This is a genomic window from Actinocatenispora sera (genome assembly GCF_018324685.1).
Taxonomy (GTDB): Bacteria; Actinomycetota; Actinomycetes; order Mycobacteriales; family Micromonosporaceae; genus Actinocatenispora; species Actinocatenispora sera.
This window is the reverse complement of sequence record NZ_AP023354.1, coordinates 5,241,554-5,254,714: the sequence shown is the minus strand read 5'-3', so window position 1 is coordinate 5,254,714 and position 13,161 is coordinate 5,241,554. Positions and strand designations below refer to the sequence as shown.

9 protein-coding genes are annotated in these 13,161 nt (G+C 73.1%); 5 read left to right on the top strand and 4 right to left on the bottom strand.

Features of this window, described 5'->3' with window-relative positions:
• Positions 1-6 precede the first annotated feature (6 nt).
• Positions 7-822 carry a tryptophan synthase subunit alpha gene (trpA, locus tag Asera_RS24810; protein WP_030446270.1) on the top strand — a complete coding sequence of 272 codons (816 nt, stop codon included), beginning with the start codon at positions 7-9 and terminating at the stop codon, positions 820-822.
• Positions 823-869: 47 nt separating this feature from the next.
• Here trpA and Asera_RS24805 read toward each other — a convergent pair whose 3' ends face one another.
• Positions 870-1,346: an NUDIX hydrolase gene (locus tag Asera_RS24805; protein ID WP_051802237.1), complete on the bottom strand. Its 477-nt coding sequence runs from the start codon at positions 1,344-1,346 to the stop codon at positions 870-872.
• A gap of 114 nt (positions 1,347-1,460) precedes the next feature.
• Here Asera_RS24805 and lgt point away from each other — a divergent pair, with 114 nt between their 5' ends.
• Positions 1,461-2,666, top strand: coding sequence for a prolipoprotein diacylglyceryl transferase (gene lgt / locus Asera_RS24800; RefSeq protein WP_084131530.1), 1,206 nt, complete (start codon positions 1,461-1,463; stop codon positions 2,664-2,666).
• A 33-nt stretch (positions 2,667-2,699) separates the two neighbouring features.
• Here the strand turns inward: lgt and Asera_RS24795 are convergent, their stop codons facing one another.
• Positions 2,700-3,479: an SCO4651 family lipoprotein gene (locus Asera_RS24795; protein ID WP_030446267.1), complete on the bottom strand. Its 780-nt coding sequence runs from the start codon at positions 3,477-3,479 to the stop codon at positions 2,700-2,702.
• A gap of 142 nt (positions 3,480-3,621) precedes the next feature.
• Between Asera_RS24795 and Asera_RS24790 the strand changes: the two genes are divergently transcribed.
• Positions 3,622-4,509: an LLM class flavin-dependent oxidoreductase gene (locus Asera_RS24790; RefSeq protein ID WP_030446266.1), complete on the top strand. Its 888-nt coding sequence runs from the start codon at positions 3,622-3,624 to the stop codon at positions 4,507-4,509.
• 73 nt (positions 4,510-4,582) lie between these two features.
• Here the strand turns inward: Asera_RS24790 and Asera_RS24785 are convergent, their stop codons facing one another.
• Both Asera_RS24785 and Asera_RS24780 read right to left on the bottom strand, forming a co-directional pair.
• Positions 4,583-5,743, bottom strand: coding sequence for a phospholipase D-like domain-containing protein (locus tag Asera_RS24785; RefSeq protein WP_084131528.1), 1,161 nt, complete (start codon positions 5,741-5,743; stop codon positions 4,583-4,585).
• Positions 5,744-5,932: 189 nt separating this feature from the next.
• Entirely contained in the window at positions 5,933-6,787 is an 855-nt protein-coding gene (locus Asera_RS24780) for a GNAT family N-acetyltransferase (RefSeq protein ID WP_035296664.1), read from the bottom strand.
• Between the two features lie 280 nt (positions 6,788-7,067).
• Here Asera_RS24780 and gltB point away from each other — a divergent pair, with 280 nt between their 5' ends.
• Both gltB and Asera_RS24770 read left to right on the top strand, forming a co-directional pair.
• On the top strand, positions 7,068-11,693 hold the full coding sequence (gltB, locus tag Asera_RS24775) for a glutamate synthase large subunit (protein WP_051802235.1): 4,626 nt from the start codon (positions 7,068-7,070) through the stop codon (positions 11,691-11,693).
• The gene (locus Asera_RS24770; protein ID WP_030446262.1) at positions 11,686-13,158 is read left to right on the top strand and encodes a glutamate synthase subunit beta; all 1,473 of its coding nucleotides are present in this window, start codon (positions 11,686-11,688) and stop codon (positions 13,156-13,158) included. Before gltB ends, Asera_RS24770 begins: the two co-directional genes overlap by 8 nt.
• Positions 13,159-13,161: the final 3 nt, after the last annotated feature.

Genomic DNA, 13,161 nt, shown 5'->3' with positions numbered 1-13,161 from the left:
CCGCGGATGGCCGAGCCGGTGGTCGGTCGGCGTGCCGGGTCGGCGTTCGATTCGGCCCGCGAGCAGGGCCGGGCCGCGCTGGTCGGTTACCTGCCGGCCGGGTTCCCGACGGTGGCCGAGGCGATCGAGGGCTGCCGGGTGCTGGTCGACTCGGGTGTCGACGTGATCGAGATCGGCCTGCCCTACTCGGATCCGGTGATGGACGGGCCGGTCATCCAGCGGGCCGCGGAGCGGGCGCTGGCCGGCGGGTTCCGGGTCGCGGACGTGTTCCGCACCGTCGAGGCGGTCGCCGCGGCCGGGGCACCCGCGCTGGTGATGACCTACTGGAACCCGGTCGAGCGGTACGGCGTGCCGGCGTTCGCGCGCGACCTCGCCGCCGCCGGCGGCGCCGGGCTGATCACCCCGGACCTGATCCCGGAGGAGGCGGGCGAGTGGGTCGCCGCCGCCGAGGAGCACGACCTGGACCGGGTGTTCCTGGTGGCGCCGAGCTCGACCGCGCAGCGGATCGCGACCACCACGGCGGCGTGCCGCGGCTTCGTCTACGCGGCCAGCGTGATGGGCGTGACCGGGGCCCGCGAACAGACCGGCCAGGCAGCGCCGGCACTGGTGGAGCGGGTACGGCGGGCCACCACGGTGCCGGTCGGGGTCGGCCTGGGCGTCAGCACCGGCGCGCAGGCGGCGGAGGTCGCCGGGTACGCGGACGGCGTGATCGTGGGCAGTGCGCTGGTGCGCTGCCTGCTGGACGAAGCGGACCCGGCCGCGGCCCGTCGACGGCTCGGCGCCCTGACCACCGAACTCGCCGCGGGCGTGCGCAAGCGCTGACCTGGGCGGCGTCCTTCCCGGCAGGTTTCGGGTTGTCCGGCGTCGGTTCAGGCCGGTAGCGGCACGGCGGTACCGGCGGCCGGCACGCTGCGGTGCACGTCGGTGACCACGCCCCGGCGTCCGGCGGCGAGGTCGGCCAGTACCGCGGTGGCGGTGGCGGTGTGCGGCGTCGGCACGTCGTTCGGCGCGTACCAGCCGAGGCGGCAGATCATCGCCGGCGCGTTGACGCACGGTTCACCACCGACGGGATGTGCCCGGAAGGCGTGGACCAGCAGGTCCGGCAGCGGCTCGGCGGCATCGGCCGGGCCGGTCAGCCGGTACAGCCCGATCAGCTCGTCGACGGCGATCTCCAGGCCGGTCTGGGTACGGATGTCGCGGACGGCGGCGTGCGCCGGGTGTTCACAGTGCTCGATGCGTCCGTGCGGCAGGCCCCAGAGCCGGTGGCCCTGGCTCTGCTGGCAAAGCAGGACGCGGCCGTTCGGGTCGGTGACGACCGCCGCGACCGCGTAGGTAAGGGAGTCCATTTCGCCGATCGTAGGCCAGTTTCGATGCACAGTCACCGCTCGGTTCCGGTACGTGATCGCCCGCGCGGAGGGCTGTGCTGACGGGGCTGCGCACGCCCGGTACGTTGGCCAACTGTGAACCTTGCCTCCATTCCGAGCCCGTCCCAGTCGGTGGTGCATCTCGGTCCGCTGCCGCTTCGGGCGTACGCCTTGTGCATCGTCGTGGGCATCGTGCTGGCCTGCGTGATCACCGAACGCCGGCTGCGGGCGCGGGGCGCCCCGGTGTGGACGGTGCTGGACATCGCGGTCTGGGCGGTGCCGTTCGGCATCGTCGGAGCCCGGGTCTACCACGTCATCACCGACCCCGAGCTGTACTTCGCGGCCGGCAAGGACTGGGTCGGCGCGTTCAAGATCTGGGACGGCGGCCTGGGCATCTGGGGCGCGGTGGCCGGTGGCGCGCTCGGCGCCTGGATCGCCTGCCGGCGCCGCGGCCTGCCGTTGTCGGTCGTGGCCGACGCGCTGGCCCCCGGGCTGCCGGTGGCGCAGGCGGTCGGCCGCTGGGGCAACTGGTTCAACCAGGAGCTGTTCGGCCGCCCGTCGAACCTGCCCTGGGCGGTGCAGATCGACCCGGAGCACCGGATCATCGGCTACGAGCAGTACGCCACCTACCACCCGACCTTCCTGTACGAGTGCATCTGGGACCTGCTCGTCGCGCTCGCCGTGTGGCTGCTGGACCGCAAGTTCCGGTTCGGCCGGGGCCGGGCGTTCGCACTGTACGTGGCGCTGTACGTGTTCGGGCGGTTCTGGGTGGAGTCGCTGCGCATCGACCATGCCAACACGTTCTTCGGGCTGCGGCTCAACGACTGGGTCAGCATCCTGGTCTTCGTCGCCGCCGTGCTGTACGTGCTGCTGGTGCGCGGGCCGCGGCTCAACGTGCTGGCCGATGCCGACGGCAAGCTCACCGTGGTGCCGGAGGGCGCCGCCGCCGGCGCCGAGACCCTGGTGTCCGCGACCGGCGACGGCGCTGCGGCCCGGACCGCGGCACCCGGCACCGCGGACGCCGATGCGGACGCTGCCGGGTCCGAACCGAAGGCACCGGACCCGGGCGGCACCGACACCGAGGATCCGGATGCCGGTGCCGGGGCCCCGGCCACCGAGCGGGCCGACGCCGACCCGGCCGTCGAGCAGCCGGACGCGGACGCGTCCGCCGAGCAGTCCGACGCCGACCCGGCGACCGAGCAGTCCGAAGCCGACCCGGCGACCGAGCACCCCGACGCCGAGGCTGCGGCCGAGCAGCCTGACGCGGAGGCCGCGGCCGAGAAGTCCGACTCCGGGAAGTAGTCGCCGCGGGTGGCCCCGGGCTTGCCGCAGCGGTCAGACGCCCGCCGGCGCGCTGATGTGTACCGGCGTGCCGTAGTCGGACAGGTCGGTGGTGCTGTCCACCGTCATCGACCCGTCGCCGACGCCGGTCATGGTGAGGGTGCTGTGCTCGCGCACCACCCGGCCGGCGGGGTCGAGCCAGACCTCGACCGGGATGCTGTCGACGCCGTGCTCGGACAGCTTCGTCAGCGCCTCCTGCGCCTTGGCGCCCTGCTTCGCCGCCGCCTTCTTCAGATCGACGGTGGCCTTGTAGCCGGTGACCTTGGTGCCGCGGATGGTCCTGGTGCCGAGCTTGGTCACCGAGGACGACGCGCCCTGCAGGTAGGTCAACGCCTGGGTCGGGTCCATCGGCGCGCCGTCGGTCAGCGACGAGATGTCGATCTTGCGCCAGGACGAGCCGGTCTTGAGGTACTCGTACCCGTCGACCATGATCGCCTCGATCTGCCGGCCGCCGGTCTGCACAGTGACCTGCTCGGCCGGCGGGTCGAACCGCACCACTCCGGACATGGTCGTGGTGCCGGCGGCCGAGCCGCCGGTGATCTTGGTGGTGGCGGAGATCTTCGCGGTCTTCGCGTCGGTGGTCTTGCCGTACGCCTGCTGCACCGCGATCTTCAGGTCCGTGCCGGTGCCGGTCGCGCCGGTGGCGCTGGGTGAACGGGATGCGGCGGCGTGCTCGCGGTCGCCGGCGGCGGACGAGCCACCCGGGTTGCAGCCCGCGGCGAGCCCCAGCACCGCGACGGCGGCGGCGGACACGGCAACGTACCTGATGCGCATGCAACTTCTCCTTGACGTCATGGGCCCCTCGGTGCAGGGTACGGTCCGACCTCCAGCGCGCCGACAACGCACCGTTCCACAGTGGACACGGAAGGTACCGGCGATGGCTCGGGTTGTCGGTGCCGCCGCGTACCGTACGGGCATGTTGGTGAGCACCGTGATCCTGCCCATCTACCGCTGGCCCGAAGCACGCGAGATCTGGCAGCGTGCCGAGCGGCTCGGCGCGCACGCCGGCTACAGCTACGACCACCTGTCCTGGCGCTCGTTCGCCGGCGGCCCCTGGTACGGGACGGTCCCGATGCTGTCCGCCGCGGCGCTGGTGACCGACCGGCTGCGGCTGGGCACGATGGTCACCTCGCCGAACTTCCGCGATCCGGTCCCGCTGGCCAAGGATCTGATGACGCTGGACGAGCTGTCCGCCGGCCGGATCACCGCCGGCATCGGTGCCGGCTCGGCGACCGGGTTCGACGCGACCGTGTTGGGCGGGCCGGCCTGGTCGGCGGGCGAGCGCGCCGACCGGTACGCGGAGTTCGTTCGGCTGCTCGACACCCTGCTGCGCAATCCGGACACCACCTCGACCGGGCGGTACTACTCGGCGCACGCGGCGAAGATGATCCCGGGCTGTGTGCAGCGGCCGCGGCTGCCCTGCTACCTCGCCGGCACCGGTCCGCGGGGGCTTCGACTCGCGGCCGAGCTCGGCGACGGGTGGATCACCACCGGTCCGGCCGGGCGGCCGGCCGCCGACCTGGCCGCGGCGATGGTTGCGGTCGGCGATCAGCTGCGCCGGCTGGCCGACGCCTGCGCCGCGGTCGGCCGCGACCCGGCGACGCTGCACCGGGTGCTGCTGACCGGCTTTCTGCCCGGCGAGCCGCTCGGTTCGTTCGACCAGGCGGTCGAGCTGGCCGGCGCGGCCGCGCAGCTCGGCGTCGACGAGATCGTGGTGCACTGGCCGGTGCCCGACTCGCCGTTCGCGCTGGACGAGAAGCTGTTCGAACGCATCCTCACCGAGCTGCCCGACCAGGTGAACTGACCGAACCGCCCGGCCGGGTGCGCTGACCGGGCTGCCCGGCCTGGTGCACCGACCGGGCAGCCCGCGTGGAGCCTCAGGCGGTCGGGGTCGACACCTGCCAGAGCCGGTCGAAGTTGCCCCGGTACGCGTCGTGCGCGGACGCGCCGTCGATCTCCAGGATCGTCTCGTCGTTCTCCCGCAGCGAGGAGAAGTCGAGGTTCGCCGACCCGGCGAAGGTCAGCGTCCGGTCGGGCCGCCCGTCGTAGTTGCCCTCGATCAGGAAGTACTTGGAGTGCACCAGGTAGCCGTCGGCGTTCTTGAGCCGGCGCAACGTCAGGTTGGCGTGCCCGGTCAGGTTGGCCACCTGGTTGCTGTCGGTGTAGACGATGTCGACCCGGCAGCCGGCGTCGGCGAGGCCGGTCAGCGCGTCTGCCACCTCGGCCCGGTGCAGCGCGAACGCCGACACACGGATGATCGACCGGTGGTCGCCGGGCGTACCGCGGTGCTGGTTTCCGGTGCAGCGCACCCGATCCAGGATGTCGACCACGACGTCACCGGTCTCCTGCGGCAGGAACCAGTAGCGTTCCGTGCCGGCCCGCCCGGTGGTGAAGTAGTTGTTGTCCTGCACCATCGCGGCCAGATCCGCGAAGTAGCGGTTGTAGGCGTCGTACAGCGGCTTGTTGTGCACGATCGTGTAGGCGTTGTTGAAGTACTTCTCCACGTTGAGCGCGGTCTGGTTGGCGGACGCCTGGATCACCACGTACGGCACCCGCCCCACCGAGGAGAACGTGAAGAACTTGTTGTGGTTGATCGGGTTGACGCCGTCGTGCGCGATGCAGGCGCCGCCGGTCATGCAGACCCGTACCCAGGAGCCGGGGGACGGGTAGTCGCCGAGCGCGGCGATCAGGTTCTGGCTGGGCGCCGAGCTGGTGTACTTCGCGTCCAGCACCACGCGGACCGTCACGCCCCGGTCGTGCGCGGCGACCAGCGCGTCGGTGTAGTCCTGGTCGGTCAGCGCGTACATCGACGAGCGGATCGTCGCGCCGGGCGCGGTGGCGTCGATGGTGGCGATGATGCGGTCCTTGATGGCGTTCTGCTGTGCCGCGGTACCCAGCGGGTCGTTGAACACGGCGCCGGTGGTCGGCACGTACCCGGTGGCCGCCGGCGGCTGCGCGGCGGCCGGTGCCGTTCCGCCCGCCACCAACGCCGCCACCAGCAGCGGCACCGTCAACAGGGCTCTCACCCGTGGTCGCATCTGGGTTTCTCCTTCCCGGCCGCCACGAGGCGTGGCGGCCCAGCCTGGTGCGGCCACAGCCTGGTCGGGCCGACCGGCGGCGGGAAGGGCGTTGCGCGATACGCGACGGTGCGCTGGCAGGCGCGCGGCCGGCGCGGTGTCGACCCGATCGCGGGCCGGGCCGGGCGACGCCCGCCCCGGCGCGCGGTCTCAGGCCGGTTCGGCGATGCAGGAGGTGCCGATCCGGGTGAAGCCGAGCCGGGCGTACAGCGCGGCGACGTCCTCGTTGTCGGCGGACAGGAACACCACCCGCACGCCGGCGGCGAGCACCGCGCGCACCACGGTCGCGGTGACCGCGAGACCCAGCCCGCGACGGCGGGCGACCGGCAGCGTGCCGACGCCGACGACCTCGGCGACCGGGCCGACCCGGCCCGCGCTGCCGGCGGCGACCACGCCCCGCAGCGCCTCGGCGCCCTCCAACCCCTGCGGGCTCTCCGCCAGCGCCCGGACGTGCCGGCCGGTACGGATCAGCTCGGCCTCGGCGGCGACCCGGTCGGCGTCGAGGGTGCCGGTCGTCTCGTCGCGCTCGGCCGGCCCGGCGGCGCCGACCGCGGTTCCGCCGTCGGCGAACGCCAGGTCGGCCACCGCGGCGCTCGCGGCCAGGTCGGCGGCGAAGGTCTCGTCGTCGGGGTCCAGCAGCCGCAGCGTCGCGCCGACCGGTATCCGTACCGGCGGGGGAGCGTCGGTGGTCAGCACCATCAGCGGCGCCAGCTGCACGGCGAGGCCGGCGGCGCGGGCCGGCTCGATCAGCCCCGGAGTGGTCTCGTCCACCCACTCGAACGCCTCCGGCAGGCCCAGCTCGCGCTGCCGGGCCCGCACCGCGGCGATGTCCGCGGCGGTACCGGCGGGCGCGCCGAGCGCCGGTCGCGCGTAGAACGGGTGCCCCGGGACACCTTCCCGGACGAACAGGTCGAAACCGGCGATACGCTCGACCCGGCAGCGGTCCCGCGGTACCGCGTCACAGAACGTCTCGAGCGCGCCGAACAGGGCGTCGGAATCGGTCACGGGAGCCGACACTACGGGGGAGATCCCGGGCCTGGCCAGTTGACGGGCGAGCACGCCGAACGCGTGTGAAATATGCCCGCCGACCGTTCGTCCGACCGGCCGGGTTGATACCGTCGGAAACGACGGAGTGGTGAGGTCGTTCACGACGAGGTGACCCGGGCGCAACGCCGGTGGTCTCGTACACTCCAATGTCAGCATCGGGCCGATGGCGTCCCGCCCCTTATGCACATTTCCGCCGGGCGGCAGATCGCGCCGGCGTCCTTACCAGCATGGAGGCCCGATGACGCTGCCCGCCACCGGTGTCCCCGCGATCGGCCCGGGTCCGGACCGCTCCTCCGCCGGGCTGTACGACCCGGCGTACGAGCACGACGCCTGCGGTGTCGCGTTCGTCGTCGACGCGCACGGCCGGCGTTCGCACCGCACGATCGAGCGCGGGCTGTCCGCGCTGATCCGGATGGAGCATCGGGGCGCGGCCGGGGCGGAACCGAACACCGGTGACGGCGCCGGCCTGCTGATCGGCGTACCGGACGAGTTCTGCCGCGCGGTGGCGCCGGTGGACCTGCCGGCGCCGGCCCCGGACGGCAGCCCGCGCTACGCCACCGGCCTGGTGTTCCTGCCGGCCGAGGCGGCGCACGCGGCGCAGGCCGAGCGAATCCTCGCCAAGTACGCGCTGGCCGAGGGCGCCGAGGTGCTCGGCTGGCGGGACGTGCCGACCGACCCGGCCGGGCTGGGCGCGACGGCGCGGGCCGCGATGCCGCGCATCCGGCAGGTCTTCCTCGCCGCGCACGACCTCGCCGACGCCGCCCCGCTGTCCGGGCTGGCGCTGGAGCGGGTCGCGTACTGCGTGCGGCGCCAGACCGAGCGGGAGACCCGGGAGCGGGGTATCGCCGCGTACTTCCCGTCGCTGTCCGCGCGCACCCTGGTCTACAAGGGCATGCTGACCCCGCGCCAGCTGGGCGCGTTCTACCCCGATCTGTCCGACGAGCGGATGACCTCGGCGATCGCGCTGGTGCACAGCCGGTTCTCCACCAACACCTTCCCGTCCTGGCCGCTGGCGCAGCCGTTCCGGCTGGTAGCCCACAACGGCGAGATCAACACCATCCGCGGCAACCGGAACTGGATGGCGGCGCGCGAGGCGCTGCTGTCCGCACCGCTGCTGCCCGGGAGGATCAGGCGGCTGTTCCCGGTGTGCACCCCGGGCGCCTCCGACTCGGCGAGTTTCGACGAGGTGCTGGAGCTGCTCGCGCTGACCGGCCGCAGCCTGCCGCACTCGGTGCTGATGATGATTCCGGAGGCGTGGGAGAACGACCCGCGGATGGACCCGGCGCACCGGGCGTTCTACCAGTTCCACGCCTGCCTGATGGAGCCGTGGGACGGCCCGGCGTGCGTGGCGTTCACCGACGGCACCCGGATCGGCGCGGTACTGGACCGCAACGGGCTGCGGCCGGCCCGCTGGTGGCGCATCGACGACGGTACGGTCGTGTTCGCCTCCGAGGCCGGCGTGGTGGACCTGGACCCGGCGAGCGTGGTGGCAAAGGGCCGGCTGAAGCCCGGCCGGATGTTCCTGGTCGACACGCAGGCCGGGCGGATCGTCGACGACGACGAGATCAAGGACGAGCTGGCCGCCGCCGCCCCCTACGACGAGTGGCTGGCCGCCGGGCTGATCCAGCTCGCCGACCTGCCGGCCCGCGAGCACATCGTCTACACCCACGACAGCGTGGCCCGCCGGCAGCAGACGTTCGGCTACACCGCCGAGGAGCTGAAGATCCTGCTCGGGCCGATGGCCACGGCCGGCGCCGAGCCGCTCGGGTCGATGGGTACCGACACCCCGATCGCCGTGCTGTCGAAGCGCTCCCGCCTGCTGTACGACTACTTCACCCAGCTGTTCGCGCAGGTGACGAACCCGCCGCTGGACGCGATCCGGGAGGAGCTGGTCACCAGCGTCGCCACCACGATCGGCCCGGAGCACAACCTGCTGGAGGCCTCGCCCGCGAGCTGCCGGCAGATCGTGCTGCCGCACCCGGTCCTCGACAACGACGAGCTGGCGAAGATCCTGTCGGTCGACGAGGACGGCGACATGCCGGGCTTCAAGGCGGTCCGGGTCTCCGGCCTGTACCGGGTCGCCGACGGCGGCGAGGGCATCAAGGCCCGGATCACCCAGATCTGCCGGCACGTGTCCGAGGCGATCGAGGACGGGGTGCGCATCCTGGTGCTGTCCGACCGGGACACCACCGCCGATCTCGCGCCGATCCCGTCGCTGCTGCTGACCGCCGCGGTGCACCAGCACCTGGTGCGCGAGCAGACCCGTACCCAGGTGTCGCTGATCGTGGAGTCCGGTGACTGCCGGGAGGTGCACCACGTGGCGCTGCTGCTGGGCTACGGCGCCGCCGCGGTCAACCCGTACCTGGCGTTCGAGACGGTCGAGGACCTGATCGCCGCCGGCACCATCACCGGCCTGGCGCCGCGCGAGGCGGTCGGCCGGTACGCCAAGGCGCTCGGCAAGGGTGTCCTGAAGATCATGTCGAAGATGGGCATCTCCACGGTCGCCTCCTACACCGGTGCGCAGGTGTTCGAGGCGATCGGGCTGTCCGACGAGCTGGTCGCCCGCTACTTCACCGGTACCACCTCGCGGATCGGCGGCATCGGGCTGGCCCAGATCGCCGCCGAGGTCGCCGACAGGCACGCCCGCGCGTACCCGAAGAACCCGGCCGAGGCGACGCACCGGGTGCTGGACGTGGGCGGCGAGTACCAGTGGCGGCGCGAGGGCGAGGTGCACCTGTTCAACCCGGAGACGGTGTTCCTGCTGCAGCACTCGACCCGGTCGCGGCAGTACGACATCTTCGGCCGGTACACGTCCACTGTGGACGCACTGAGCGCGGAGTCGGGCTCGCTGCGCGGGCTGTTCCGGCTGCGCACCGAGGACCGCACCCCGGTGCCACTGTCCGAAGTGGAGCCCGTCGAGGCGATCGTCAAGCGGTTCGCGACCGGCGCGATGAGCTACGGCTCGATCTCCGCCGAATCGCACACCGACCTTGCCATCGCGATGAACCGGCTCGGCGGCCGGTCCAACACCGGCGAGGGCGGCGAGGACGTCGACCGGCTGTACGACCCGGCCCGGCGCAGCGCGGTCAAGCAGGTGGCGTCCGGCCGGTTCGGCGTCACCAGCGAGTATCTGGTCAACGCCGACGACATCCAGATCAAGATGGCGCAGGGCGCGAAGCCCGGCGAGGGCGGCCAGCTGCCCGGCAACAAGGTGTACCCGTGGGTCGCCCGCACCCGGCACTCCACGCCCGGCGTCGGGCTGATCTCGCCGCCGCCGCACCACGACATCTACTCCATCGAGGACCTGGCCCAGCTGATCTTCGATCTGAAGAACGCCAACCCGGCCGCCCGCGTCCACGTCAAGCTGGTCAGCGAGGTCGGCGTCGGTACCGTCGCCGCCGGCGTCGCGAAGGCGCACGCCGACGTGGTGCTGATCTCCGGCCACGACGGCGGGACGGGCGCCTCGCCGCTCAACTCGCTCAAGCACGCCGGCGCGCCCTGGGAGCTGGGGTTGGCCGAGGCGCAGCAGACGCTGCTGGCCAACGGTTTGCGCGACCGGGTGCGGGTGCAGGTCGACGGGCAGCTCAAGACCGGCCGGGACGTGGTGATCGCGGCGCTGCTGGGCGCCGAGGAGTTCGGCTTCGCGACCGCGCCGCTGATCGTGCAGGGCTGCGTGATGATGCGGGTCTGCCACCTCGACACCTGCCCGGTCGGCATCGCCACCCAGAACCCGGCGCTGCGGGCCCGCTACACCGGCAAGCCGGAGTTCGTCGAGACGTTCTTCCGGTTCCTCGCCGAACAGGTCCGCGAGTACCTGGCGCAGTTGGGGTTCCGCACCCTCGACGAGGCGATCGGGCAGGTCGAGCTGCTGGATGTCGCGCCGGCGGTCGAGCACTGGAAGGCGGCCGGGCTGGACCTGTCGCCGATCCTGACCGTGCCGGGCCCCGACACCGGCGCCCGCCGCGCCGTCCGGGACCAGGAGCACGGCCTGGAGTCGGTGCTCGACGTCAAGCTGATCGAGCTGGCCCGGTCCACTCTGGACACCGGCGAGCCGGTCACCGCGTCGCTGCCGATCCGCAACACCGACCGCGCGGTCGGCACCATGCTCGGCTCCGAGCTGACCCGCCGGCACCGCCAGGGCCTCGCCGACGACTCCATCAGCTTCACCTTCACCGGTACCGCCGGCCAGTCGTTCGGCGCGTTCCTGCCGCGGGGCATCACCCTGCGGTTGCACGGCGACGCGAACGACTACGTCGGCAAGGGGCTGTCCGGCGGGCGGCTGGTGATCCGGCCCGACGAGCACGCGAGGTTCCCCGCCGCCGACAACATCATCGCCGGCAACACCGTGCTGTACGGGGCGACCGGTGGCGAGCTGTACGCCGACGGCATCGTGGGGGAGCGGTTCGCGGTGCGCAACTCCGGTGCCCTCGCCGTGGTCGACGGCTGCGGCGACCACGGCTGCGAGTACATGACCGGCGGCACCGTCGCCGTGCTCGGGCCCACCGGGCGCAACTTCGCCGCCGGCATGTCCGGCGGCACCGCGTACGTGTACCGGCTGGACGCCGGGCTGGTCAACCGGGAACTGGTCGACCTCGGCCCGCTCGCGCCCGAGGACCGGCAGCGGCTGCGCGAACTGGTCGAGGCGCACCACGCGCAGACCGGCTCGGCCCGGGCCGCCGAGCTGCTCGCCGACTGGCCCAGCGCGGTCGAGCAGTTCACCACGGTGCTGCCCCGCGACTTCGCGCGGGTGCGCCGGATCATGGCGGAGGCGCAGGCGTCCGGCGCCGACGTCGACGCCGCGGTGATGGCGGTGGCCGGCAAGCCGGTCCCAGCAGCCGCCGGTGGAGGGAGGTCCGATGCCTGACCCGAGGGGATTCCTGGCGCACGGCCGGTCGCTGCCGGCCAAGCGGCCGGTGCCGGTGCGCATCGCCGACTGGCACGAGGTGTACACCAACCACGACCCGGCCGCGCTTCGCGACCAGGCGACCCGGTGCATGGACTGCGGCGTACCCTTCTGCCACAACGGATGCCCGCTGGGCAACCGGATCCCGGAGTGGAACGAGGCGACCCGCACCGGCGCCGACGCCACCGCGATCGAGCAGCTGCACGCGACGAACAACTTTCCCGAGTTCACCGGGAGGCTGTGCCCCGCGCCCTGCGAGGCCGCCTGCGTGCTCGGCATCGCCGACGATCCGGTCACGATCAAGCAGATCGAGGTCCAGATCATCGACCGCGCGTACGACACGGGCCTGGTGACGCCGCAGCCGGCGCCGGAACCGTCCGGCAAGCGGGTGGCGATCGTCGGCTCCGGCCCGGCCGGGCTGGCCGCCGCGCAGCAGCTGGCCCGCGCCGGCCACGAGGTCGTCGTGTACGAGCGGGACGAGCGCGTCGGCGGCCTGCTGCGCTTCGGCATCCCCGACTTCAAGCTGGAGAAGAAGCACATCGACCGGCGCCTGGCTCAGCTGACGGCCGAAGGCGTCCGGTTCGTGACCGGCTGCGAGGTGGGCGTCGACGTGAGCGCCGCCGACCTGCGCGCCGAGTACGACGCGGTGCTGCTCGCCACCGGCGCGCTCGCCAGCCGCGACGTGGACACCCCCGGGCGCGAGCTGCGCGGCGTGCACCTGGCGATGGAGCACCTGGTCGCCGCCAACCGCGCTGTCCACAGCGGGCGGACCTCGACACTGTCCGCGGCCGGCAAGCACGTGGTGATCATCGGCGGCGGCGACACCGCGGCCGACTGCCTGGGCGTCGCACACCGGCAGGGCGCGGCGAGCGTCACCCAGCTCGACCTGTACCCGCAGCCGCCGGCCGCCCGGGACGGTGCCCTCGACCCGTGGCCGACCTGGCCGACGATCCTGCGGATGTACCCGGCCCACGAGGAGGGCGGCGCGCGCGAGTTCGCCGCCGGCGCGTACGAGTTCGTCGACGACGGGACCGGCACGGTCCGGGCCATCCGGATCCACCAGGTCGACGTGGCGCGGGTGGACGGCCGGCGGGTCGTCACGCCGGTACCCGGCAGCGAGCGCGAACTGCCCGCCGACCTGGTGCTGCTGGCGATCGGCTTCGCCGGCACCGAACCGTCGCCGCTGCTGTCCAGGCTCGGGCTGACCCGCTCCCCGCGCGGCACGCTGGACTGCGGCGACGACTGGCAGACCGACGCCGAGGGCGTGTTCACCGCCGGCGACGCGCACCGCGGCGCCGCGCTGATCGTGTGGGCGATCGCCGAGGGCCGGGCCGCCGCCGCGGCGATCCACCGCTACCTCGGTGTCCCCGGCGACCTGCCGGCACCGGTCGACGCCACCACCCAGCCGCTCGCCCTGCCCCGCTGAACC

Excerpts from the sequence above, each read along its gene's own strand:
- trpA (WP_030446270.1), top strand. The coding sequence starts at position 7 with ATGGCCGAGCCGGTGGTCGGTCGGCGTGCCGGGTCGGCGTTCGATTCG.
- Asera_RS24805 (WP_051802237.1), bottom strand. The coding sequence starts at position 1,346 with ATGGACTCCCTTACCTACGCGGTCGCGGCGGTCGTCACCGACCCGAAC.
- Asera_RS24795 (WP_030446267.1), bottom strand. The coding sequence starts at position 3,479 with ATGCGCATCAGGTACGTTGCCGTGTCCGCCGCCGCCGTCGCGGTGCTG.
- Asera_RS24790 (WP_030446266.1), top strand. The coding sequence starts at position 3,622 with ATGTTGGTGAGCACCGTGATCCTGCCCATCTACCGCTGGCCCGAAGCA.
- Asera_RS24785 (WP_084131528.1), bottom strand. The coding sequence starts at position 5,743 with ATGCGACCACGGGTGAGAGCCCTGTTGACGGTGCCGCTGCTGGTGGCG.
- gltB (WP_051802235.1), top strand. The coding sequence starts at position 7,068 with ATGACGCTGCCCGCCACCGGTGTCCCCGCGATCGGCCCGGGTCCGGAC.
- Asera_RS24770 (WP_030446262.1), top strand. The coding sequence starts at position 11,686 with ATGCCTGACCCGAGGGGATTCCTGGCGCACGGCCGGTCGCTGCCGGCC.